Source organism: Nocardia sp. NPDC050408 (genome assembly GCF_044458905.1).
Taxonomy (GTDB): Bacteria; Actinomycetota; Actinomycetes; order Mycobacteriales; family Mycobacteriaceae; genus Nocardia.
The window spans coordinates 22096-45916 of sequence record NZ_JBITIL010000034.1 but is presented as its reverse complement, the minus strand read 5'-3'; the positions used below and the strand labels follow the sequence as shown (position 1 = coordinate 45916).

Sequence of the window (23821 nt, the reverse complement as noted above, 5' to 3'; positions counted from 1 at the left end):
ATCTCACGGCATCGACACACCCACCCCGGCAACGACTTTCAGCCGCAATCACGACGGCGGCGATCACCCCTCAGCACTTATGAAACACGCCCTAGCCCTCCTGCCCGGGCCCGGTCACCCAATGCGCGCATCAAGCGCCGAGGCACTCCCTCTCACGCAACCACAACCAAGGGGCAGCGCGCGGCATCCGGTCACGCGAATCAGGTATGAGGCCCCCGCCCTCGGTACGGCAACTGGAATGCAAGCCAGGCCGGGTCCGAGACACAGCGCGTCATCTGTACAAGCGATTCAGGCCGGGTCCGGGGCCACAGCCCGTCATCTGTACAAGCGATCCAGGCCGGGTCCGGGGCCACAGCCCGTCATCTGTACAAGCGATCCAGGCCGGGTCCGGGGCCACAGCCCGTCATCTATGCAAGCGATCCAGGCCGGGTCCGAGACACAGCGCATCACCTATGCAAGCGATCCAGGCCGGGTCCGAGACACAGCGCATCACCTATGCAAGCGATCCAGGCACGTGGGGGGTCCCGGGGGGCGAAGCCCCCTCCGGGGTGGGGCTTGGGGGCTTCGCCCCCAAAAAATACGCGGAACAAACAAAAGCGAGCGCTCTCCGCGAGCACTCGCCTCCCAGTTTGTGGAGCCTAGGGGAATCGAACCCCTAACCCCTGCCTTGCAAAGGCAGTGCTCTGCCAATTGAGCTAAGGCCCCGAATCCCTACTGTCCGAAGACAGTTCAGCGGGTGGTGACTTCGTGCCACAGGTCCGCATCGTCGCGCTTGCGCAGCTTGGTGATTCCGATGAGAACCGCGACAACGACACTGACCGTGAGAAGGATTTTCATGATTCCCACCCTACTGTGATGTTCGGGAGTGGGCCTAGGAGGACTTGAACCTCCGACCTCTTCGTTATCAGCGAAGCGCTCTAACCGCCTGAGCTATAGGCCCTTATTTCCTGTTCGGATACCCGCCGAAGCTGCTAACCGAACCGAGGCACGAGATTACCTTACCCGCCCGCCGATGACCAAAACGGCCGGTCACCGCCCTGTGTGAGGACAACGACCGGCCGTGTGGACATTGTTCTAATCGGGGTCGGCCAGGGTGACCTGGATGCCGCCGACGAGGTCGCAGCACTGGTTGTAGATGAAGACGCCGACGGTCGCCAATGCGGTGAAAAGCACCACATTGATCAGACCGATGACACCCGCATAGCCGAATACCGAACCGGCATCGACCAACCCTACTGAGCCGCTGTCGGAGGAGACCATATCGGTGAAGGTGCTGTTGAGCCGCTCCCACACACCCATGCCCTCGAGCACGATGTAGAGCAGACCGACCGCGAGCATCCACACGAAGAACATGGCCACGCTGATCACCAGCGAGATCTTCAGCGTCGACCATGGGTCGATCCGGCGGATCTGCACCGTGGCTCGCAATGGTTCACCGGAGGCGACGGCCGCCGCGACTGCGACCGGAACCGCGGGCGAGACCGGTGTGGCCTGCGGACCCGCCGGGGTCTCGACCGGCAGCGGGTGCCGGATCTCGGACAGGTCCGGCATGTCCTTGATCAGTTCCGGTCGAGCGATGCTGCGGGTCGGCCCGTCGATGCCGACGGACTTCACCATCGCCGCTTCCTTGCGCGCCGCCTTGGCCGCGAGATCCGCTGTTGTGCGGGCATTGCCGCCACCGAGACCGCCACCGCCGAGGCCACCACCCCCGCCGCCGCCACCGCCGCTGTTGAGCCCACCACCACTGTTGAGCCCACCACCGCCGAGTCCACCACTGGTGGAATTCGGGCGACCGGTTACCGGCGACTGTCCGGGACGGTACAGGTTCGACTGCGGCTCCCGCTGCGGCAGCTGCGACCAGCCCTCCTGGAAGGGCGACTGGCCACCGCCGTTCGATGCCGAGCGCTCGCCTGGCGCCGGCGCGGCCGACTCGCCGGAGTTACCCGGCCGAGCCGCCCGCTGATCGAATGCCTCCGGCCCGTCCGCACCCGAGCTCGGCTCCGGCGCCTTGAACGCGACTTCGCCTTGCTGGCTGTGCATTTCGTGCGGCTGGGCCCCTCCCTGCGGGCCACTCGGCTGGCCGTTCTCGGCCGATGCGACCGGCCGTGGGATCGGCCGCGGCGGAATCGGTGACGGTGCGATCCGTTCGGTTACACCGTTCGTCTGGTGCCGCTCGTCGTTCGGCTGATTCGTGGTCAATGGGAATCCTTAGATCCGTTCGTTGCCGCCGCTATGGGGTTACTGCTCAGAGGAACCGGTGTCGCCGTCTCCGCCGACGATCGAATCAGGATCGGGTTCGTCGGCATTGCGCGCGATAGCAAGCAACGTATCGCCATCGGCGAGGTTCATCAATCGCACGCCCTTGGTCTGTCGTCCAGCCTTACGAACCTGCTTCGCCGCCGTCCGGATTACGCCACCGCCGGACGTGATCGCATACAACTCATCCTCGTCGTCGACGATGAGCGCACCGACCAGGGTGCCACGCTTGGTGTCGTATTGGATAGTCAATACGCCTTTACCGCCACGACCCTGCGGGGTGTATTCCTCGATCGCGGTCCGCTTGGCGTAACCACCGGAGGTCGCGACGAGCAGATAGGTGTCGGCGCGAACCACATTGAGCGACAACAGTTCATCGTCGGCATTGAATCGCATGCCCTGCACACCGGAGGTGGCCCGACCCATCGGACGCAGTGCCTCATCGGTGGCGGAGAAGCGGATCGACTGACCGCGCGCCGACACCAGCAGCAGATCGTCATCGGCCGAGCACAGTACGGCGCCGACCAATTCGTCGTCATCGCGCAGATTCACCGCGACGATGCCGCCGCTGCGGTTGGAATCGAAGTCGGACAGCTTCGACTTCTTGACCAGGCCGTTCTTGGTGGCGAGCACCAGATAGGGCGCATCTTCGTAACCCTTGATCTGAATGATCTGGGCGATCTTCTCATCTGGCTGGAACGCAAGCAGGTTCGCGACGTGCTGACCGCGCGCGGTCCGGCTGGCCTCGGGCAATTCGTAGGCCTTGGCCCGGTACACCCGGCCCTTATTGGTGAAGAACAGCAGCCAGTCGTGCGTGGAGCTGATGAAGAAGTGCTTGACGATATCGTCCTGCTTGAGGCCCGCACCCTGCACGCCCTTGCCGCCGCGCTTCTGGCTGCGATACAGGTCGGTCTTGGTGCGCTTGGCGTAGCCGGTCTCCGTCACGGTGACGACCACGTCCTCACGGGCGATCAGGTCCTCGTCGGCCATATCGCCGTCGTTGGCCACGATCTTGGTGCGCCGCTCGTCGCCGTACTTCTCGACGATCTCCTTCAGCTCGTCGCGCACGATCGCGCGCTGGCGTTCCGGCTTCTCGAGAATGTCCTTGAGGTCGGCGATCTCGGCCTCGATCTTGGCCAATTCGTCGACGATCTTCTGCCGCTCCAGGGCCGAGAGGCGCCGCAGCTGCATGTCGAGGATGGCGGTGGCCTGGATTTCGTCGATATCGAGCAGCTGCATCAGGCCGGTGCGCGCGGTGTCGGTGTTGGCCGAGCGCCGGATCAGCGCGATGACCTCGTCCAACGCGTCCAGTGCCTTGACCAGGCCGCGCAGGATGTGGGCCCGCTCCTCGGCCTTGCGCAGCAGGTAACGGGTGCGCCGGACGATGACTTCCAACTGATGCTCGACGTAGAGCCGGATCATCTGATCCAGGCGCAGCGTGCGCGGCACACCGTCCACGATGGAGAGCATGTTGGCGCCGAAGCTGGTCTGCAGCTGGGTGTGCTTGTAGAGGTTGTTCAGCACGACCTTGGCGACCGCGTCCCGCTTGACGGTCACCACGATGCGCATGCCGGCCCTGTCGGAGGACTCGTCGTGGATATCCGAGATACCCGCGATCTTGCCGTCCTTCACCTGCTCGGCGATCGAGTTTATGAAGTTGTCGGTGTTGACCTGGTAGGGCAGCTCGGTGATGACGATCGTGGTGCGACCGCGATTGTCCTCTTCGATCTCGACGACACCGCGCATCCGGATCGAACCGCGACCGGTGGTGTAAGCGTCGTGGATGCCCTGGCCGCCGACGATCAGGCCGTAGGTCGGGAAGTCCGGCCCCTTCACCCGCTCCATGCAGGCGGCGAGGGTGGATTCCTCGTCGGCCTCGTAGTTCTCCAGCGCCCAGTAGATGGCCTCGGCCAGCTCGTTGAGATTGTGCGGCGGCACATTGGTGGCCATACCGACCGCGATGCCGTTGCTGCCGTTCATCAGCAGGGCGGGCACCCGGCTCGGCAGCACGGTCGGCTCCTGCGAGCGACCGTCGTAGTTGGGGATGAAATTGACCGTCTCATGGTCGATTTCGCGCAGCATCTCCATCGCGAGCGGGGTCAGCCTGCACTCGGTGTAGCGCATCGCGGCCGCGCCGTCATTGCCCCGCGAACCGAAGTTGCCCTGGCCGTCGACCAGCGGATAGCGCAGCGACCACGGCTGCGCCATGCGCACGAGGGTGTCGTAGATCGACGAGTCGCCGTGCGGGTGATAGTTACCCATGGTCTCGGCGACCGGACGGGCGGACTTCACATAACCGCGGTCGGGCCGATAGCCGTTGTCGTACATCGCGTACAACACCCGGCGGTGCACCGGCTTGAGGCCGTCGCGCACCTCGGGCAGCGCGCGGCCGACGATCACGCTCATCGCGTAATCGATGTAGCTGTTCTGCATCTCGTTCTGGATATCGACCGGTTCGATCCGGTCGCCCGCTCCGCCGTTCGGTGGCAGCGTTGTTTCAGTCATCTGGAGATCTCCTTATAGCGGACGTGGAATCGGCCTTCGCGCAGCGCAATTCACGTCGGCTACACGTCGAGGAAGCGAACGTCCTTGGCATTTCGGGTGATGAAGCTGCGGCGTGCCTCGACGTCCTCGCCCATCAGGATGGAGAACAGTTCGTCGGCAGCCGCGGCGTCATCCAGGGTGACCAGGCGCAGTACCCGCACCGATGGATCCATCGTGGTTTCCCACAGCTCCTTGGCGTTCATCTCGCCGAGACCCTTGTAGCGCTGTACGCCGTCGTCCTTGTTGATCTTCTTGCCCGCCGCGAGACCGGCCTCCAGCAGACCGTCGCGCTCCTTGTCGGAATAGGCGAACTCGGGATCGGAGCGCTGCCACTTGAGCTTGTACAGCGGCGGCTGCGCCAGATAGACGTGCCCGTGCTCGACCAGCGGCCGCATGAACCGGAACAGCAGCGTCAGCAGCAGGGTCGAGATGTGCTGGCCGTCCACGTCGGCGTCGGCCATCAGCACGATCTTGTGGTAGCGCAGCTTGCTGATGTCGAACTCGTCGTGGATGCCGGTACCGAAGGCGGTGATGATCGACTGAACTTCGTTGTTCTTGAGCACGCGGTCGATGCGCGCCTTCTCGACGTTGATGATCTTTCCGCGCAGCGGCAGGATCGCCTGGTACATCGAGTCGCGGCCGGACTTCGCCGAACCACCGGCGGAGTCGCCCTCCACGATGTAGATCTCGGACTTGCTCGGATCCTTGGACCGGCAGTCGGCCAGCTTGCCGGGCAGGCCACCGAGATCGGTCGCACTCTTGCGCCGCACCAGCTCACGCGCCTTGCGGGCCGCGACCCGGGCCTGTGCCGAGGAGACCGCCTTGTTCACGATGGTCTTCGCGTCGGCAGGGTTGGCCTCGAACCAGTGCGAGAGGTGCTCGTTGCAGGTGCGCTGCACGAACGACTTCACCTCGGTGTTGCCGAGCTTGGTCTTGGTCTGGCCCTCGAACTGCGGCTCGCCGACCTTCACGCTGACGATCGCGGCCAAGCCCTCGCGAATGTCGTCACCGGTGAGGTTGCCGTCCTTGTCCTTGAGCAGTTTCTTGTCTTTGGCGTACTTGTTGACCACCGTGGTGAGCGCCGCGCGGAAGCCCTCCTCGTGGGTGCCGCCCTCATGGGTGTTGATGGTATTCGCGAAGGTGTGCACCGACTCGGAGTAACCCGAGTTCCACTGCATGGCGACCTCGAGCTCGTGGCCGGTGCCCTTGCCGGTGAAGCTCACCACCGAGTTGTGGATGGGCTGCTTGGTCCGGTTGATGTGCTTGACGAAGTCCTCGAGCCCACCGGGGTAGTGGTAGGTGCGGGTCTTCACCTTGTGCGCGGGCGCAGGCGTTTGCTCGTCGGCGTGCTTCGGCGCCTCGGCGGTCTCGCTGACCACTTCGTCGGTGACGTCGGTATCGCTCACCCGCTCATCGGTGAGGATGATGGTGAGGCCCTTGTTCAGGAATGCCATCTCCTGCAGCCGGCGGGCCACCGTCTCGAAGTTGTAGGTAGTGGTCTCGAAGATTTCCGGATCCGCCCAGAAGCGGATGGTCGTGCCGGTCCGCTTGGTCGGCTCACCCTGCACGAGCTTGCCGGGCTTGGCGTCCTTGTAGGTCTGGCTCCAGTGGTAACCGTCGTGGTCGATCTCGGCTTCGAGCCGGTGCGACAGCGCGTTGACCACGGAAATGCCGACACCGTGCAGACCACCGGACACCGCATAGGAGTCGGAGTCGAACTTGCCACCCGCGTGCAGCTGGGTCATGACCACCTCGACGGTGGGAATGCCCTGGGCGTGCATGCCGGTCGGGATGCCACGGCCGTCGTCGACGACCTCGACACCACCGTCGGCGAGCAGCGTGACCTCGACCTTCGTGGCGTAGCCCGCCATCGCCTCGTCGACAGAGTTGTCGACGACCTCCCAGATCAGGTGGTGCAGGCCGCGCTCGCCGGTGGAGCCGATGTACATGCCCGGGCGCTTGCGAACCGCCTCCAGGCCTTCCAGAACCGTGATGGAGGAGGCACCGTAGTCCTGCTTGCCCGATGTCGCGTTGGTCGAGCCCGTTGCGTTGGAGTCCTTGGCAGCCACTGGTGGGTAGCTCTCCTTACTTGCTGATCCCTGGCGCAGCGGTCGGACAGCACGCGTGGGGCCCCGGTCTGATTCTGGTCGTGAAATACGGGTCCACGCGCGGGCTGTATCGAACGCGCCGAAGGTTCGCCGCTAGTTACCCCACCATCCTACTGGTAGACCCAAGCCACAATGCACCTACGACACCCCTGACGGCTCCGTGGATGCGAGAAATCGGTCGAGCACGGGTCGGTTCCGCCTTCGGATGGTTTGAGTCCGCCATTCCGCCTCCCCGAGCCTTTTGCCGACCGTTAGGTGAATCGAGGGTTCGCTGAGGGCCGACGGTCGAGTATGTGGCCGCGTCTCGGGCGTACCCGACGAGTTACATGTTCTCCCGAAATCAGTTGTCCGGTCCGGGCCGTTTCACGTGGAACGACCTCGGGCAACACGCTTATCCGTAGGTGTCCCGTGGACCCCGGCCTTTGATGTGCCGCTCGCCCTTGCGCCAGCTCGGCGCCGCCGGACCGGTGATCTTCAAGGACGTCACAACGCCCTGTCCCACCGCCGCATTGATCTTCGCCAGGATCTGGCCCTGCAGCATGCGCAGCTGGGTGGCCCATGCCGTGGATTCGGCGGCAATGCTCAGCACGCCGTCCTTCAATGTCATCGGGGTCGCATGCGAGGCGATGTCCTCACCCACCACACCGGCCCAGCGGCCGAAGACCATGCCCTCGGCGACCTTGGCCGACCAGCCCCGGTTCTTCGCGATGGCGCCGGTCAGGCTCGAAAGCAGTTGCGGGTCACGTTCATCGGGCCGTGCACCCGACCAGCCGGTGCGGCGGCGGGCTCCGGTGCGCAGCCGACGCGGCGATGCCCGGCCCTGCCCAACCGATTTACCGCTCGCCTTGGCAGCCGCCCGCGCCTCCTCGAGCGCGCGCCGCGCGAGATCGATACCGCGCAGCTCCGGTTCCGGCTCGGATGCGGAAGCATTCGACGCTGTTCGATCGCTCACCGGTCCGCCTCTCTCCCCGAATCTTTTGCCGGTCGCAGGTGCGTCGAATCTTCATCACCGGACCGACGGTGGGATGCGCGACAAGTTCTGGCCGTACCCGGCAAGTTACCCATGTTCATACGAAATCAGTTCGTGCGCTGGTAGCCACGGCGTTGCACTGCATCCGCGGGTGATCTTACAGAGCAGCCGCACGAAAAGAGCCACTGACGTCAGGCCCGAATAGGCCGCGCGGATCAGGCGGTCGTGGTGGGAGTTTCGGTGTCGGCGATCTGGGAGATGCGGGCGTCCGCACCGCCGTTCGTCTCCACCCGCAGCGGCACCGCGGAAAGTTCCGCGGGCACGTCCTCGGGGACCGCGGCGGTGATCAGCACCTGTTCGGCCCCGGCCGCGACCTCGGCGAGTGCCGTACGCCGACGGCGATCGAGCTCGGCGAAGACGTCATCGAGCAGCAGTACCGGCTCGACACCGGTGGCCCGCAGCAGTTCGAAAGCCGCCAGCCGCAGCGCCAGCGCGAACGACCACGACTCACCATGGCTGGCAAATCCTTTCGCGGGGGCGGTGCCGAGCATCAGATCCAGCTCGTCGCGGTGCGGGCCGACCAGACAGACCCCGCGTTCCAATTCCTTCGGCCGAGCCGCCGTCAATTCGCGCAGCATATTCGCCTCCAGCGCCTCTACGTCATCGGGCTGCGGTGCGCGCGCCGGATCCAGGAATTCCGGCGGCAGGCTCGCGCTGCGGTAGCCGATCGCGGCGGGACGTGATTCGGGCGCGATCGACGAGTATGCCTGTGCGAGATAGGGATACAGATCGTGGACCAAGCGCAGCCGCTGGGCGAGCAGTACCGAGGCGTGGGTCGCCAAATGTCCGTCCCATACATCCAGGGTGCTCAGTTCCGCCTTCGAGCGGGCCTGACGCCCAGCGGATTTCAACAGGGCCGAGCGCTGTCGCAGTACCCGGTCGTAGTCGGCCCGCACGGCGGCCAGCCGCGGCAACCTGGCTGTGCACAACTCGTCGAGGAAGCGCCGCCGTTCGCCCGGATCGCCGCGGACCAGGGCCAGGTCCTCCGGTGCGAAGAGCACCGTTTGCAGAATGCCGAGGATTTCTCGCGGCCTGCGCACCGGAGATCGGTTGATCTGGGCGCGATTCGCGGCGCCCTGGTTCAGCTCGAGATCGATGCGCAGTTCGCGACCCGCGTTGACGACGGTCGCGCCGATCCTCGCGCGATCGGTGCCGATCCGGATCATCGGTGCGTCGGCGGCGACCCGATGTGAGCCCAAGGTCGCGAGGTAGCCGACCGCCTCGAGCAGATTCGTTTTGCCGTTGCCATTGGACCCGAGAAAAACCGTTCGGCCTGGGGATAATTCGAGTTCGGCGTGCTCCCAGGAACGGAAGTCGCGCAGTGACAGCGTCCGGATGAACACCTGTCTACTCCGCTCCGGCCGTCGTCATCGCCGTTTTCCGCCGCTGATGGCGACTAATCGGACCCAGACCACAACATCTTGTGGTCCATCCACTGCCTGTGGACGAACTGTGGATAAATCGCATCGCCGCCGATGCTCAGCCCGGCAACCGAACCGGCATCAACAGGTAGATGTACGCGCTCTCCAGTGCCACGAACGCACCCGACTCCGTCACCTTGGGTTCCTCGTCGCTCGCGGGCAGCAGTACCGCGGGGCGGCTCGGCGTGGTGAAGCCGAAGGTGACCCGATCGGCGTGCAGCGCGGAGAGTCCGTCAATGAGATAGCCAGGATTGAACGCGATTGTCAGTGCCTCACCGCGGAATTCGGCCTCCAACCACTCCTCGGCACGGCCCGCGTCATCACCGCCCGCCGAAAGCAGCAGCCCCTCGTCGGTGAATTCCAGCCGGACCTGGGCACCGCGCTCGGCGACCAGCGCGACGCGCTTGATGGCGTCGGTCAGCGTGGCGACCGGGAGGGTGGCGATCGAGGTGTGTTCCTTGGGGAGCAATTGCCGGAACTTGGGGAATTCCGCGTCGAGCAGACGGGTGGTGGTCCTGCGGCCCGCATTCACGATGCCGAGCAGACCATCCGCGCCACCGCCGGTGCCGAGCGAAAGCTGCACGGGAGCGTCGGATGGGCCCAGCGTTTTCGCGGCCTCCGACAGGGTCCGCGCCGGAATGAGCACCGAGGTCTCGATATCGGTGCGGGCCGGCTGCCATTCGATGTGCCGGACCGCCAGGCGGAATCGGTCGGTGGCCGCGAGTACGACCTGCGGCCCCTCGATCTCGACGCGGATACCGGTGAGCATCGGCAGTGTGTCGTCGCGCCCAGCGGCGACCGCGACCTGGCCGACCGCCTCGGCGAAGACATCCACGCTCAGCTCACCGGTCTGCTGGGGCACCTCGGGCAGCTGGGGATAGTCCTCGACCGGCATGGTCGGCAGCGAGAATTTCGCACTGCCACACGTGATCAGCACGCGGGTGCCCTCGACGGCGACATCGACGGGCTTATTGGACAGCGCCTTGGTGATATCCGCGAGCAGTCGGCCGGAGACGAGCACCTCACCCGGGCCGGCGACCTCGGCCGCGACGCGCATCTGCGCGGAGACCTCGTAGTCGAATCCGGAGACGGTGAGTCCGTCCTCACCTGCCACGAGTAGAACACCGCCGAGTACGGGCACCGGAGGCCGTGACGGGAGGCTGCGCGCCACCCATGCAACGGACTCGGCGAAATCCTCTCGGGCGACCCGAAATTTCATACTCGCCAGCTCCATCGCCCGATCTGTCCTCTCCCGGTTCCGTGATCTCTGTCGGCTTCGTCAGCGTTGATTCTCGAAAAAGGGGTGCTGTACCTGCCGCCTTGCAGTCTGGCATAGGCGACCGACATTGAACCGTACTCGTCCGGAGCAGCTGAACCTAGCCCGACCCTCCGGTTGTTCTGTGTAGCGAAGACGATCCGCGCTCCGAAATATCGAGCAAGGAGAACAGCTACGGGGGAATCGCGCGGATGTGTCGCCGCGTCTTCTCCTTGCTTGTCTGAGCGAGTGGCTCGGATGCCGATGCTCCCCGACCGACTTTCCACACACCCTGTTTTGAAGAGAGATCTTCTAGAAGAAGAACTGAAGTAGTAGTAGGCACTGTGGAATCTGTGGACTGCGGGCGAATCCGCAGGTCTGCGGGCGTGGTGCGCTGGGGATGACCACTGGGTGACTCGAGGATGAACGGATGGGGGTTGTGGAAGCTGCGAGGTTGTTCCTCATTCATCCTCGAGTGCTCCTCGAGTTGTTCCACCTGATTCACCAGGTTGTTCACACGTGTGCACCGAATCGTGGATAGCTCGTGGAATCCTCGAGGACTCCACATGGAATCCTCGAGGATTCCACAAGCTGCTGACCGAGACATCGCTGGTCAAGGCCTGTGTGTGGAGTTGGCTGTGGACTCTGTTGATTCCACACCTGTTAGCAACCGATCCTCGATCAGGCGCACAACCTGTGGACGAACCGGTGCACAACTCGCAGTTTCCTCGAGGATTCCACAAGAATTCCTCGAGGACTCCACAGGGCATAAAAAAGCACCGCCCCAGGTCAGGGGCGGTGCCGGGGTGTTAGTACCGGGTCAGCGCGAACGCTGTTTAATCCGGGCTGTTAGTTCTTGTACTTGGTCGTATACGCGCCGCCGCTCGGTCATCTCCTTGCGCACTTTCTTCTCTGCGTACATGACCGTGGTGTGGTCGCGACCGAAGGCCTGGCCGATCTTGGGCAGCGATAGATCGGTTAGTTCCCGGCACAGATACATGGCGATCTGTCGGGCTTGGGCCAGCGGCCGGGCCTTACCGGGCCCGGTCAGCTCTTCGAGCGTGGTGTTGAAGTATTCGGCGGTGACGGCCATGATCGTCGCCGCATTGATCTCCAACGTCGCGGTATCCGGCATGAGATCGCGCAGTACGACCTCGGCCAATGGCAGATCCAGTGGCTGGCCGTTCAGCGAGGCAAAGGCCGTCACCCGGATCAGCGCACCCTCGAGCTCACGGATATTGCGCTCGACCCGACTCGCGATCAGCTCCAGCACGTCGTGCGGTACGTCGAGCCGGTCCATCCGCGCCTTCTTGCGCAGAATCGCGATGCGCGTCTCCAACTCCGGCGGCTGCACATCGGTGATCAGTCCCCATTCGAACCGGGTCCGCAGCCGCTCTTCCAGCGTGGCGAGCTGTTTGGGTGGCCGATCCGAGGACACGACGATCTGCTTATTGGCGTTGTGCAGGGTGTTGAAGGTGTGGAAGAACTCCTCCTGGATACCTTCCTTGCCCTCGATGAACTGGATGTCGTCGACCAGCAGAATGTCGGTCTCGCGGTAGCGGCGCTTGAACGCCACCTTCCGGTCGTCACGCAGACTGTTGATGAAGTCGTTGGTGAATTCCTCGGTTGATACGTACTTCACCCGCATGCCGGGGAACAGCCGCTGGGCATAGTGTCCAGCCGCGTGCAGCAGATGGGTCTTGCCCAGACCCGAGGCGCCCCAGACGAACAGCGGGTTGTAGGCGCGTGCGGGCGCCTCCGCGATCGCGACCGCGGCTGCGTGCGCGAAGCGATTGGACGCGCCGATGACGAAGGTCTCGAAGGTGTACTTCGCATTCAGGCTCGCCGAGGAATTCGACGGTGCCGGATTCTCCTGCGACTTGGTGAAGTAGGTGGGCCACGAATTGCGCACATTGACGATCGGTTCGTCGTCGTGTGAGTTGTCCGAGAGCGGCTCGCGGACCGATTCGTGCGCGGCCGCGATGGCCGGATCAGCGCTCGGCCGGGAATCCCGTGGGGGCGCAGCCTCCCGCGTCGGCGCGCGGCCCTGTGCCCGCACCGGTTCCGGTGTCGGCTCCGGGTTGAACAGTGACTCCTGTCCGGGCGGCACAGAATCGCGTCGCGGCGGGAGTCCGGATTCGCGCCGGGGCGTGGGCGGGTGCTCCGGCCGTTCGCCGTTGGTCTGGCTCGGATAGTCGCCACGGCTCGGGTATTCGTCGGTTGGATACTCCCCAGCCACTTCATATCCGGGCACCGGCAAGTAGTCCGGTGCGCCCGGGTAATCGGGCGCGGTCTCGTAGTCGGGTGCCGCCGAGTAGCCCGGTCCGCCCGAATAGTCGGGAGTCGCCGGATAATCGTTGGGCTGTGCATAACGCGGCGGGGCGTAGTCGTTGCGTCCGGGATAGTCGGGTGCGGGAAAACCGGCCGGCCCGCGCCCGCTGTCGCGGCCACGTTCGGGCCGACTCGTCATGCGCGCGTGGCGGGGATTGTTGCCGGGACGTTCGATCGGCTGCGTCGCCGGTGCCGCGATCCGGACGCCGAGGCCCTCGACCTGTGGACCGAGACGACGGCCCAGGGAGCGCAGAATGGGTTCGCGCAGATCGCGTTCGATGGCCTCCTGGGCCAACGACGATGGCACCGAGAGCAAGGCGAAGCCCTGCGCCACGGTCAGCGGCTTGACCAGTTTGAGCCAGGCCTGCTGTGCCCGGGACACCGGCGGGATGGCACCATCGGCCGAGCCGGTGGTGAGCTCGGCGACCACCTCCGGCCATACGGTGGCCAACACGTTCTGCTCGTCGTCCATGCAGTTTCCTCCCCGGAAGTAGGCGATAGGAGCAGACGGTCGGAGCCTGCGGAGTATCGGCCATGGATGAGCCGATGTTTGTGATCCCGCGTACGTCCGTAACCGGTTCGGACGCTGCCCGGGTCCCCCATCCGGGCGGCGGCGTGGCACCGTCGGCCCTACGAATATGCCACTCCAGGGGTCTTTCCACACAATTATCCACAGATGTGGAGAACCCTGGGGAAATGTGAAACGAGGTTGCGCTCCGCCGCTATACGACCTGGACCTGCGGTTCTGCAGCAATCTTCTGGCTACGCGCCTTAGCTGGTGCGACGGCCGACGGCTAGGGGTGTGGACGAACTCACGGTTATACCCAGGATGCGTGACTCAGTGGAGCCGTTCCGAGCAGACCATGCGACGGGTGGGCCGAGTTTGACCCGCACTTTGCCGATCAGTACCCTCGTACAGTCACCCCTTGGTGCGGTGGCGGTCCTGTGCTGACCGTGGCAGGTCGTATCGACCTCGTGCGCCAGGACCGACGCGCATCGATGATGACCACCTCGCGATTCATCGCGCAAAGACGTATCACCGACAAACTTTGGGCGCCGAACGGTGCCCACCTACTCGAGGAGTGTTGACCGTGGCCAAGGGCAAGCGGACGTTCCAGCCGAACAACCGTCGTCGGGCGCGGGTCCACGGCTTCCGTCTCCGGATGCGCACCCGCGCTGGTCGCGCCATCGTTTCCGCGCGTCGCGGCAAGGGCCGCAAGTCCCTTACTGCCTGATCCTCGCTCTCGGACGCTCGGGTGTTGCCTGAGCCGTATCGGTTGCATCATCGTGCCGACTTCTCCCGGACGGTGCGCCGCGGCCAGCGAATCGGGAGGCGAGATCTGGTCGTACACGTGCTCGTGCACGGGTATGACGGAAGCATGGGCGCGAGTGGACGACGAAGCGATGCGGCAGGGGCCGGATCGTTGGTCCGCGTGGGCGGTCCGCGGTTCGGATTGATTGTCAGCAAGGCGGTGGGCAACGCGGTGATACGACACCGCGTCGCCCGCCGCCTGCGTCATATGTGCGGTCAGGTGATCGCCGAGCTACCCGCCGATGCCGATATCGTGATCCGCGCATTGCCCGGCGCCGCGACCACCGACTCGACAGAGTTGCTCCGTCAGCTGCGCGGCGCGCTGCGCAAGCTCGATATCGTCGGTCCATCGGCTACCGTGGCCGGTGCGGGATGAGTGCGCGCTCCACCGTTGCTCGGCTACCCGCGAACACGGTGATCTTCCTGATCGAGCTCTACCGGACGTATGTCTCCCCCATGCGCCTGCCGGTGTGCCGTTTCACCCCGACCTGTAGCGAGTACGCGGTGACCGCGTTACGCACTCGCGGCCTGTTCGTCGGCCTCGGATTGACGGTCGTGCGATTGGCGAAATGCGCACCCTGGCACCCTGGTGGGTGGGATCCCGTTCCGGAGCGAAAAAAACGCGAACGGAACGAGTCAGCCGCCGACCAGCAGGCCTCGGCGCCACACGCTTGTAAAGGATCACCGCGCGCGGTGATCGGCGATACGAACGACGGGAGTGCATAGAGCCGTGCTCGACTTCATTTATTATCCGGTGTCCTGGATCCTCTGGTTCTGGCATCGGGTCTTCGGGTTCGCGTTCGGCGCGGACAACGGTCTCACCTGGGCACTGGCCGTGGTGTTCCTGGTGTTCACGCTGCGCCTGGTGCTATACAAGCCGTTCGTCAAGCAGGTGCGCACCACCAAGCAGATGCAGGAGCTCCAGCCCCAGATCAAGGAGCTGCAGAAGAAGTACAAGAACGATCGCCAGAAGATGGCGACCGAGATGCAGAAGCTGCAGAAGGATCACGGCTTCAACCCGTTGATGGGCTGCCTGCCGATTCTGGCGCAGGTGCCGGTCTTCCTCGGTCTGTTCCATGTGTTGCGCTCGTTCAACCGCACCGGCACCGGCATCGGCCAGCTCAGCATGTCGGCCTACGACAATGCGCACACGCCGAACTACGTCTTCAGCGCCACCGATGTCCAGTCCTTCCTGAGCGCGCGTATCTTCGGCGCCCCGATCTCGGCCTACATCACCAGCCCACCGAGCCAGCTGCAGGCCTTCGCCGATTACGGCGGTGTGCCGACCAAGCTGAGCATCGCGCTGGTCTCCATCCCGCTGATGGTGATCGCCGGCCTGGCGACGCACTTCAACGCGCGCGCCTCGGTTGCCCGGCAGAGTCCGGAGGCTGCGGCCAATCCGCAGTCGGCCATGATGAACAAGCTCGCGCTGTGGGTGTTCCCGCTCGGCGTGCTGGTCGGTGGTCCCTTCCTGCCGATCGCCATCCTGCTCTACTGGGTCTCCAATAACATCTGGACCTACGGACAGCAGCACCTCGTCTTCGGCCGCATGGCGAAGGAAGAGGAAGTCAAGAAGCAGCAGAAGCTGGAGCAGCGCGCGCAGAACGCGCCGAAGCCCGGTGCGAAGCCGGTCAATGTCAAGAAGAAGCAGTCACCCGCCGATGAGACACCCGTCGATGCGAATGCCGATGCCGTGGATACGGTCGACGCGGCACCGTCGACGAACGGCACCGCGAAGTCCCCGACCAAGGCGGGACAGCGGCGCTCGGGCGGACAGAAGCGACCGGGCAATCGCGGGCGACCCAATCAGAAGCGACGGCGCTGACACATCGCGAGCCTGTGGGATCTCTGAGCAACCCTGTTCGCGTTCTCCGATCGGCGCCGGTCGCCGGTCGCGCGCGATGAGCAGATGAAGGAAATCAAATGACTGTTGAAACCGACGGAGGGGACGCCACTGTGGCGACGACGACGATGGTGAACGGCGAAGCCGATGCGGGGGCCGAATCCACCGAGGCCGCGAACGATGCTGAGGAAGCTCTCATCGAAGAGGGGGAAATCGCGGGCGACTATCTCGAGCAGTTGCTCGATGTGCTCGACTTCGATGGCGATATCGATCTCGATGTCGAGGGCGACCGTGCCGTGGTGAGTATCGATGGCGGCCGCGATCTCTCGAAGCTGGTCGGCCGTAACGGCGAGGTCCTCGACGCACTGCAGGAGCTGACCCGACTGGCCGTGCAGCAGACGACCGGGGTGCGCAGTCGGCTCATGCTCGATGTGGCGGGCTGGCGCGCCAAGCGTCGCTCGGAGTTGAGTGCGCTTGGCACCGCCGCCGCGCAGCGGGTGCTGGAATCCGGTAAGCCGGAGCCGTTGGCGCCGATGACTCCGTTCGAGCGGAAGATCGTGCATGACGCGGTCGCCGCCGTCGACGGTGTCGGCAGCGAGAGCGAGGGTGTTGAGCCGAATCGGCACGTCGTCGTGGTGCCTGCCTGAATCGCGCTCTGTGATTGGATTAGGGCCTCCGGTCTTCGGACCGGAGGCCCTCTTCATGTCTCGGATGCTCTCCCCTCCCCCGGCCCCATCGCCGCACTGATCGACTCGAGTTCGGAAGGATGTTTCACGTGGAACGAGATCTCGGTGGCATCACCGCGTTGCCGAATGAGCTGGAGCCCCCGGCGGCGGCCGCGGTGGTTTTCGGAGACCGGCTGGATCTCGCGCGTCGGTACTGTGCCGCCCTCGCCGCCGCCGGTGTCGAGCGCGGACTGATCGGTCCCCGCGAGGTGCCGAGGCTATGGGATCGGCACATTCTCAACTGTGCGGTGGTCGGGGAGTTGATGGCGGAGGGCGCCACGGTTGTCGATATCGGCAGCGGCGCCGGATTACCCGGAATCCCCTTGGCGATCGCACGCCCGGATCTCCGGATCACCTTGGTGGAGCCGCTCTTGCGGCGCACCATCTTTCTGAGCGAATTCATCGAGTCGGCCGGACTCGATGTGACCGTGGTGCGCGGTCGGGCGGAGCAGTCGGGTGTGACGAAGGAAGCGGGCGGCGCCGATGTGGTGACCTCCCGCGCCGTCGCTCCGCTGGCGAAGCTAGCGCAGTGGTCGCTCCCCCTGTTGCGTGATCATGGACGGATGCTCGCGCTGAAGGGAGTCAGCGCGGCCGAAGAACTCGAGCGCGACGGTGAGGCATTGGCTAAGGCGGGTGCCGGAAATGCGACCGTGCTGGAGTGCGGCGCCGGACTCGTCTCCACCCCCACTCTGGTGATCAGTGCCGAGCGGCTGCCGCGCGCCGAGCGTCCCTCCCGTCGGGGCGGCAGGTCGACGCGGAAGTCGAAGTAGCACTATCCGATTCGCGGCAATGTTTCATGTGAAACGGCGTGCCTGGGCGCCGATGCTGTCGTAGCCGCGACACCAAACTTCACGTGACGATTCGAGCCTGGTGCCATTGGATGGGGAAACCGATGATCCCCATTGCGCGAGGCTCATTCGCCACGAGAGCGACGGGCATGGCAAACCTGCTTCCGCCCCGAGTTCCCCTCGGATAGCGCTGCCGACGCTGAGGCGCATCGGCTGTAACGCCGGAATCTCCGGAAACCCATTGGAATTGCGCGCCCGGATCATTCTGTAATGCGGCGCCGGACGCGTCTCGATCCCCAACGTTTCATGTGAAACCGAAGTTCGAGTCGGTCCGGTGCTTCGTGTTTCATGTGAAGCCGAGCCGCGGTGTCGGAGCTTCATGTTTCATGTGAAACCGAACTCGGGCGTTGGTCCGAAGCTTCGTGTTTCATCCGAAGCCGAGCCGCAGTGTCGGACTGGAGGTTCGCGTTTCATATGAAACCGACGTTCGAGTCAGTCAGTCCGGTGCTTCGTGTTTCACATGAAACTGAACTCGGGCGTTGATCCGAAGCTTCGTGTTTCATGTGAAGCCAAACCGCTGGGCCTGTCCGGAGGTTCGTGTTCATGTGAAACCAAGCCGCGGTGTCGGTCGCGTGCTTCATGTTTCATCCGAAGCGGAACCGCAGTGTCGGACTGGAGGTTCGTGTTTCATGTGAAGTCGAAGTTCGAGTCAGTCGGTCCGGTGCTTCGTGTTTCATGTGAAGCCAAACCGCTGGGCCTGTCCGGAGCTTCATGTTTCATCCGAAGCGGAACCGCAGTGTCGGACTGGAGGTTCGTGTTTCATGTGAAGCCGAAGTTCGAGTCAGTCGGTCCGGTGCTTCGTGTTTGATATGAAGCCGAGCCGCGGTGTCGGAGCTTCATGTTTCATGTGAAACCGAACTCCGGGGTTGATCCGGAGCTTCGTGTTTCATGTGAAACAGCGAGTCGGGTGCGTCAATCTTGTTCGCAACGACATGATTCGGTCCAGATTCGCGTGTCCTTTGCGCATTGCCGCGATTCAGCTTTCTTATCGCGCTGACTGCTGGCAAGCTAGTGAACGTCGGGCGTGAGCGTTGGTGCCACGGAGGATGTGGGTGTCGCAGCGGCGGGAGCTCCGCTCGGTCGATCGGGCGCCGCGGTCCCGATTGAGCATCAAGTTCGATCCGACACAGCTAGTGATGACACGGCGCCGAATTCGGTCGGGCGCACGTGATCTGAGGTTCTCGCGTTAGGAGCTGTCTATGTCGAGCGGTCCGGCGAATGTTTCACGGGAAACAACGTCGCGCGTGCCGGGGATGCTGGACTCCAGCACCTTGGATGCGGAGGCATTCGGAAGCACACCGTTCGGGCACATCTCCCCCAGTGAGACCCCGATAGCGGCCGAAGCCCAACGTGCAAGCCAGATATTGCATCCAGGAAAGGTGACAGTGCCGAAACCGCACGAGCAACGGATCATCACCATCGCCAATCAGAAGGGTGGCGTCGGGAAGACGACAACTGCCGTGAATCTTGCGGCCGCCCTGGCGCATACCGGGATGACGGTTCTCGTGATCGACCTCGATCCCCAGGGCAATGCCAGCACCGCCCTGGGCATCGAACATCACTCGGGTGTCCCGTCGAGTTATGAACTCCTCATCGGCGAGGTGTCGGTGCGGGAGGCGATTCAGCAGAGTCCGCACAGCGAGCGCCTGTTGTGCATTCCGGCGACCATTGATCTGGCCGGTGCCGAGATCGAATTGGTTTCCATGGTGGCCAGGGAGGGGCGACTCAAGGCCGCCATCCAGGAGGCCAATATCGCCGGCTACGACATCGATTACGTGATGATCGACTGCCCGCCGTCACTCGGCCTGCTCACCGTCAACGCGCTCGTCGCCGCCAAGGAGGTGCTGATCCCGATCCAGTGCGAGTACTACGCGCTGGAGGGTGTCGGACAGCTGCTCCGCAATATCGGTCTGGTGCAGGCGCATCTGAATCCCGAACTACATGTCTCGACGGTGATTCTCACGATGTACGACGGCCGGACCAAGTTGGCCGATCAGGTCGCCGAGGAGGTGCGCGGGCACTTCGGCGATGTGGTGCTGAAGTCGGTCATCCCCCGCAGTGTGAAGGTCTCCGAGGCGCCGGGCTATGGCATGACGGTACTCGATTATGATCCAGGCTCCCGGGGTGCGATGAGTTATCTGGACGCCGGTCGCGAAATGGCCGCGCGCACGGCGATTCGGCCGGGTGCGGCGGAACGCGCGCAGTGACGAACGAGGAAAGGGTCGGTAGCCGATGACTCAGGCGAAGAAGGGCGGGCTAGGCCGCGGACTTGCCGCGTTGATTCCGACGGGGCCGGCGGCCACACCGGGACTCGGTGCCACACCCGGACTCGGCAGTGCCGCCGCCAATGTCGTCATCGGTGTCGACCCGATCGGACCGCAACCGGCCTCCGCCTTCCTGCATCGGGTCCCCGACCCCAGCGATGAGCAGCTGTCGGATGGCGGTGCGACCTACCGCGAAATCCCGCCCGAGCAGATCGAACCGAATCCCAAGCAGCCGCGCCACGTCTTCGAGGAAGAGGCGCTCGCCGAACTGGTGCACTCCATCAAGGAATTCGGCCTGATGCAGCCCATCGTGGTGCGTCGGCTCGAGCCGGGGGTGGACAAGTATCAGATCGTCATGGGCGAGCGTCGTTGGCGCGCTTGCCAGGAGGCCGGGCTGGCGGCGATTCCGGCTATTGTCCGGGAGACCGCGGACGACGCGATGCTGCGGGACGCCCTCTTGGAGAACATCCACCGGGTGCAGCTGAACCCGCTCGAAGAGGCGGCAGCCTATCAGCAGCTGCTCGAGGAGTTCGATGTCACCCATGAGGAATTGGCCGCCCGAATCGGTCGATCCCGACCGGTAGTGACGAATATGATTCGCCTGTTGAAACTGCCGATCCCGGTGCAGCGCCGGGTTGCGGCCGGCGTACTTTCCGCCGGACACGCTCGTGCGCTGCTCGGTCTCGAGGCAGGCGCCGATGCCCAAGAGGTACTCGCCGCCCGCATCGTTGCCGAGGGATTGTCGGTCCGGGCCACCGAGGAAGCCGTCACCCTGGCGAACCGGGATCCGGATAAGGCCGCTCCCCCTGCATCCCGACGCAAGCCGATTCATATGCCGGGTTTGCAGGATGTGGCCGAGCGGCTGTCGGAATCCTTCGACACTCGCGTCACCGTGAGCCTCGGCAAGCGGAAGGGCAAGATCGTCGTCGAATTCGGTTCGGTCGAAGACCTCGAACGCATCGTGGGCATGATGGAGCAGCAGCAGCTCGGTAAGTGACAGAAGTGGCAAAAATGGCCGCGTGTTTCCGGTAGGCAGGGTGTTCGGCGTCGAAACGTCACTGTGACGGCGCAGAAAATCGGCCTACGGAGCGGCTCCTTACCAACATCACAGCGGCGTGAACGACGGGCCCGGAGGCGGTAGCTTGCGTAACCACGCAGGGCCCCGGAAACGCCGCAATCAAACACTGCGACGTGGAATGAGGCGGGTTCGCTTTGATCGCATATTCTTGCTGGCGAGTGAATGCAGCGTGAGTGTGGATGAATCGGATAGCTGGAGGCTGAGCAAAGCGGTGTCGACCAGCGTCACAGCACTAACCCTCGGCGGGCTCGACAAGTTACCCGCGCATGCGCGGCGTTGCGTGTTCTGGGAGATCGATCCGGCCGTGGCCGCGACCTCCCGTGAGTTCAGCGATCCGGTCTTCGAGAAGGAGGCTTGGCTGTCCACGGTCATGCTGGAGTGGGGTTCGTGCGGTCAGGTCGCGAACGTGGACGGCAATATCGCGGGGTGTGCGCTGTATTCGCCACCGAGCGCGGTCCCCCGTGCCGGCCTCTTCCCCACATCGCCGGTCAGCCCGGATGCGGTCCTGCTGACCACGCTGCGGGCCGAATTCCCGTATCAGGATGCCGACATAGCCCAACGCCTCATGACGGCTGTGGTGGCCGATCTGGTGCGTCGTGGTGTACGTGCGTTGGAGGCCTTCGGGATTCGCACCGATCCCCCGGCGACCGCGATGTCGGATCGTTCGCTCGGCTCGATGCGGCTGATGGAGCGGATCGGGTCACCGGTCCGGGACGCGGCCTCGGCCGGTAAGGCGACCGAATGTTCGCCGGCGACCTGCATGATCGAGGCCGACTTCCTGGAGGACGTGGGCTTCGAAGTGGTGGCGCCGCATCATCGTTTCCCCCGGCTGCGTTTGGAGCTCGACTCCGATCATGGCTGGAAGGAAGATGTCGAGCGCGCGCTCGATCAGCTGCTCGCCGCCGCCTCCCTGACGGTCCCGTTCCGCGTTGGAGCACCCTGAGGCTCCGGACCAATAACAGTGCGCCCCTGCCGACGGTTTCGGCTGGGGCGCACTCGTATCGGAAGTATTTGTAATCTATTGAGTCAGAGGGTAATTCACTACATCCGGTCGGCGGCGGCCAGTTCCTCCGCGAGCAATTCGGCGAAAGTGTATGTGCCTGTTGGCTGATCGTCCTGGCCGAGCAGATACAGCCGCTTCACCGAGATGAGGATGGCCTCGGCGATCACATCGCGCACCCGCGGGTTGGCGAGTATCGTCGCGTCGTATTCATTTGTGAGATAACCGATATCGACCTGGACGGTCGGCATCTTGGTGAGCCGCAATAGATCCCAGGTGCGCGCGTGAGTTCGGCAGTCCTGCAAAGAGGTTCGCGCGACCACCTCCCGCTGGATGAAGCCAGCGAGCACCTGGCCGATCATCGATACCGAACCGTGCGAATTGCCGAAGTGGAAGCTCGCGACACCGTTGGCGGACGGGCTCGGATTCGTCGCACAGCGCAGCGAGATCATCAGATCGGCGTCGAAGGCATTGGAGGTATCGGCGCGCTCGGCATCGGTCGGATTGGCCCCCCACGGCCGCGACAGGAAGGTTTCCATGCCGGTGGCGGCCATCCGGCCCTCCAGCCTGCTGGCCAGATCCCAGAGGATCTCCGACTCGTAGACATCGCCGTATTCCGTAGGCACTGCGAAGCCCTTATCGGGGCCGCCGAGGCCGGGATCGATGACGATGCGCTTGCCGGTCAACTGCGGCCCAGCCCGGTGCACGACCTCTTCCTCGGCGATCCGATGCGGATTACCGCCGGTGACGCGCGCCCCGAGCAACTCCAGCGAACGCAGCGTATCCGGACCGCAGATGCCGTCCGCCGCCAAGCCGATCTCCCGCTGGAATGCGGTGAGCGCCTCATGGGTGTGCGGGCCGAAGTAACCGTCGACGCGGTGCACATAGAAACCGAGGTCCTGTAGCCGACGCTGCAGGGTTGCCACATCGTCGCCGTAGAGCGGCGCCGAGAGCTGGTAGATCAACGTGCGGGCACCCAGGCGATATGAGGCTTCCTTCAGCGCGCGGTAGGTGGCCGGCCCGACAACGCCGTCTACCAGCAGGCCGCGGTGCTGTTGGAAGGCGCGAACCGCCGAGTCGAGCTGGCGATCGAACGAAGCGTCGGTGTCCATCCAGTACTCTCGCGCATCAGTGTGATCTGTCGCGGCGGAGTGCGTATGCAGAAACCCGAGACTTGCCAGGGTGCTCCGAACCTCGGCGACGGCTGGACCGGTATCGCCGTGACGAAGTCGGTGCATGCGTGAGAGCCCTTTCCTTCCGTCAACCCGGGTACCCACTCATGCGATGGCTCACACCCTCGCACGACCGGAGGTCGGTCGATTGTCTCAGACCCGGACCGGATTACAGCAATTCCCGGCGTCCAGGCATCCTACGGCGCGTCGTCGATTGACGGCGTTGTTTGACGAATACGTCAGATGATGCCGTCGAGTTCACGCAGCAGGGCGGCTTTGCCCTTTGCTCCGACAATCTGCTTAACCGGCTTACCACCGGAGAACAGCATCATAGTCGGCAGCGAGAGGATCTGATAATCGCGGGCGACGCCCGGATTGGCATCCACATCCACCTTGGCCACGGTCAGCTTATCCGCGTGCGTGCCCGCGATCTCCTCCAGCACCGGGGCGACCATCTTGCACGGACCGCACCAGTCGGCCCAGAAGTCGACGAGTACCGGCTTCTCACTGAGCAGCACATCGTCGGCGAAGGACGCGTCGGTCACGGTGACCGTATTTTCGGACATGGGTATCTCCTTTGTTGAATTGCGGCGCTCCGGGGGCCCTCCGTGGTCACGCAAGCTTCCGCCTCCGG

At 64.3% G+C, this 23821-nt stretch carries 19 protein-coding genes and 2 tRNA genes; 9 read left to right on the top strand and 12 right to left on the bottom strand.

From position 1 onward, the window contains the following. Positions 1 to 632 precede the first annotated feature (632 nt). The 10 genes from ACIBJI_RS40925 to dnaA form a co-directional block, all read right to left on the bottom strand. Positions 633 to 705 (bottom strand) — tRNA-Ala (locus tag ACIBJI_RS40925). A 24-nt stretch (positions 706 to 729) separates the two neighbouring features. Continuing rightward, the gene (locus ACIBJI_RS40920; RefSeq protein ID WP_364350785.1) at positions 730 to 837 is read right to left on the bottom strand and encodes a DLW-39 family protein; all 108 of its coding nucleotides are present in this window, start codon (positions 835 to 837) and stop codon (positions 730 to 732) included. A 29-nt stretch (positions 838 to 866) separates the two neighbouring features. Continuing rightward, positions 867 to 940: transfer RNA gene (locus ACIBJI_RS40915), tRNA-Ile, on the bottom strand. Positions 941 to 1074: 134 nt separating this feature from the next. Next, positions 1075 to 2199, bottom strand: coding sequence for a DUF3566 domain-containing protein (locus ACIBJI_RS40910; RefSeq protein ID WP_397088480.1), 1125 nt, complete (start codon positions 2197 to 2199; stop codon positions 1075 to 1077). Between the two features lie 39 nt (positions 2200 to 2238). Continuing rightward, the gene (gene gyrA, locus ACIBJI_RS40905) at positions 2239 to 4761 is read right to left on the bottom strand and encodes a DNA gyrase subunit A (protein ID WP_397088478.1); all 2523 of its coding nucleotides are present in this window, start codon (positions 4759 to 4761) and stop codon (positions 2239 to 2241) included. Between the two features lie 59 nt (positions 4762 to 4820). Next, entirely contained in the window at positions 4821 to 6869 is a 2049-nt protein-coding gene (gene gyrB / locus ACIBJI_RS40900; RefSeq protein WP_364350779.1) for a DNA topoisomerase (ATP-hydrolyzing) subunit B, read from the bottom strand. A gap of 430 nt (positions 6870 to 7299) precedes the next feature. Next, on the bottom strand, positions 7300 to 7860 hold the full coding sequence (locus tag ACIBJI_RS40895; RefSeq protein ID WP_364350776.1) for a DUF721 family protein: 561 nt from the start codon (positions 7858 to 7860) through the stop codon (positions 7300 to 7302). A 233-nt stretch (positions 7861 to 8093) separates the two neighbouring features. Beyond that, positions 8094 to 9281: a DNA replication/repair protein RecF gene (recF, locus tag ACIBJI_RS40890; RefSeq protein ID WP_364350773.1), complete on the bottom strand. Its 1188-nt coding sequence runs from the start codon at positions 9279 to 9281 to the stop codon at positions 8094 to 8096. A gap of 136 nt (positions 9282 to 9417) precedes the next feature. Next, positions 9418 to 10593: a DNA polymerase III subunit beta gene (gene dnaN / locus ACIBJI_RS40885; protein ID WP_364350770.1), complete on the bottom strand. Its 1176-nt coding sequence runs from the start codon at positions 10591 to 10593 to the stop codon at positions 9418 to 9420. Positions 10594 to 11434: 841 nt separating this feature from the next. Beyond that, positions 11435 to 13417: a chromosomal replication initiator protein DnaA gene (dnaA, locus tag ACIBJI_RS40880; RefSeq protein ID WP_364350767.1), complete on the bottom strand. Its 1983-nt coding sequence runs from the start codon at positions 13415 to 13417 to the stop codon at positions 11435 to 11437. A 619-nt stretch (positions 13418 to 14036) separates the two neighbouring features. On the opposite strand from dnaA, the gene rpmH reads away from it, so the two are divergent. The 9 genes from rpmH (at position 14037) to ACIBJI_RS40835 (ending at position 21958) form a co-directional block, all read left to right on the top strand. Beyond that, positions 14037 to 14180: a 50S ribosomal protein L34 gene (rpmH, locus tag ACIBJI_RS40875; RefSeq protein WP_083898281.1), complete on the top strand. Its 144-nt coding sequence runs from the start codon at positions 14037 to 14039 to the stop codon at positions 14178 to 14180. Between the two features lie 21 nt (positions 14181 to 14201). After that, a complete protein-coding gene (rnpA, locus tag ACIBJI_RS40870) occupies positions 14202 to 14633 on the top strand; it encodes a ribonuclease P protein component (protein WP_364350762.1) in 432 nt (143 codons plus the stop codon). Next, positions 14630 to 14983 carry a membrane protein insertion efficiency factor YidD gene (yidD, locus tag ACIBJI_RS40865; RefSeq protein WP_364350759.1) on the top strand — a complete coding sequence of 118 codons (354 nt, stop codon included), beginning with the start codon at positions 14630 to 14632 and terminating at the stop codon, positions 14981 to 14983. Before rnpA ends, yidD begins: the two co-directional genes overlap by 4 nt. A gap of 4 nt (positions 14984 to 14987) precedes the next feature. After that, a complete protein-coding gene (yidC, locus tag ACIBJI_RS40860; RefSeq protein WP_364350756.1) occupies positions 14988 to 16082 on the top strand; it encodes a membrane protein insertase YidC in 1095 nt (364 codons plus the stop codon). Positions 16083 to 16228: 146 nt separating this feature from the next. Continuing rightward, the gene (locus ACIBJI_RS40855; protein WP_364351115.1) at positions 16229 to 16747 is read left to right on the top strand and encodes a protein jag; all 519 of its coding nucleotides are present in this window, start codon (positions 16229 to 16231) and stop codon (positions 16745 to 16747) included. Positions 16748 to 16866: 119 nt separating this feature from the next. After that, positions 16867 to 17595 carry a 16S rRNA (guanine(527)-N(7))-methyltransferase RsmG gene (gene rsmG / locus ACIBJI_RS40850; protein ID WP_364350753.1) on the top strand — a complete coding sequence of 243 codons (729 nt, stop codon included), beginning with the start codon at positions 16867 to 16869 and terminating at the stop codon, positions 17593 to 17595. Between the two features lie 1331 nt (positions 17596 to 18926). Beyond that, positions 18927 to 19880 (top strand): ParA family protein, encoded by a 954-nt coding sequence (locus tag ACIBJI_RS40845; RefSeq protein WP_397088484.1) that lies wholly within the window; start codon positions 18927 to 18929, stop codon positions 19878 to 19880. A 25-nt stretch (positions 19881 to 19905) separates the two neighbouring features. After that, a complete protein-coding gene (locus ACIBJI_RS40840) occupies positions 19906 to 20934 on the top strand; it encodes a ParB/RepB/Spo0J family partition protein (RefSeq protein WP_396958506.1) in 1029 nt (342 codons plus the stop codon). 292 nt (positions 20935 to 21226) lie between these two features. Continuing rightward, complete coding sequence (locus ACIBJI_RS40835) at positions 21227 to 21958, top strand: GNAT family N-acetyltransferase (RefSeq protein ID WP_364351112.1); 732 nt, start codon at positions 21227 to 21229, stop codon at positions 21956 to 21958. A gap of 98 nt (positions 21959 to 22056) precedes the next feature. Here ACIBJI_RS40835 and ACIBJI_RS40830 read toward each other — a convergent pair whose 3' ends face one another. Both ACIBJI_RS40830 and trxA read right to left on the bottom strand, forming a co-directional pair. Then, positions 22057 to 23253, bottom strand: coding sequence for an N-acetylmuramoyl-L-alanine amidase (locus ACIBJI_RS40830; RefSeq protein WP_364350744.1), 1197 nt, complete (start codon positions 23251 to 23253; stop codon positions 22057 to 22059). A 173-nt stretch (positions 23254 to 23426) separates the two neighbouring features. Further along, entirely contained in the window at positions 23427 to 23753 is a 327-nt protein-coding gene (gene trxA, locus ACIBJI_RS40825; protein ID WP_062981517.1) for a thioredoxin, read from the bottom strand. Positions 23754 to 23821: the final 68 nt, after the last annotated feature.

Bases quoted from the DNA above. Each gene is read 5' to 3' on its own strand.
- ACIBJI_RS40830 (WP_364350744.1), bottom strand. From the start codon at position 23,253: ATGCACCGACTTCGTCACGGCGATACCGGTCCAGCCGTCGCCGAGGTT.
- rsmG (WP_364350753.1), top strand. From the start codon at position 16,867: ATGTTTCACGTGGAACGAGATCTCGGTGGCATCACCGCGTTGCCGAAT.
- ACIBJI_RS40855 (WP_364351115.1), top strand. From the start codon at position 16,229: ATGGTGAACGGCGAAGCCGATGCGGGGGCCGAATCCACCGAGGCCGCG.
- dnaN (WP_364350770.1), bottom strand. From the start codon at position 10,593: ATGGAGCTGGCGAGTATGAAATTTCGGGTCGCCCGAGAGGATTTCGCC.
- ACIBJI_RS40920 (WP_364350785.1), bottom strand. From the start codon at position 837: ATGAAAATCCTTCTCACGGTCAGTGTCGTTGTCGCGGTTCTCATCGGA.
- ACIBJI_RS40845 (WP_397088484.1), top strand. From the start codon at position 18,927: ATGCTGGACTCCAGCACCTTGGATGCGGAGGCATTCGGAAGCACACCG.
- yidD (WP_364350759.1), top strand. From the start codon at position 14,630: ATGAGTGCGCGCTCCACCGTTGCTCGGCTACCCGCGAACACGGTGATC.
- gyrA (WP_397088478.1), bottom strand. From the start codon at position 4,761: ATGACTGAAACAACGCTGCCACCGAACGGCGGAGCGGGCGACCGGATC.
- dnaA (WP_364350767.1), bottom strand. From the start codon at position 13,417: ATGGACGACGAGCAGAACGTGTTGGCCACCGTATGGCCGGAGGTGGTC.
- ACIBJI_RS40840 (WP_396958506.1), top strand. From the start codon at position 19,906: ATGACTCAGGCGAAGAAGGGCGGGCTAGGCCGCGGACTTGCCGCGTTG.
- trxA (WP_062981517.1), bottom strand. From the start codon at position 23,753: ATGTCCGAAAATACGGTCACCGTGACCGACGCGTCCTTCGCCGACGAT.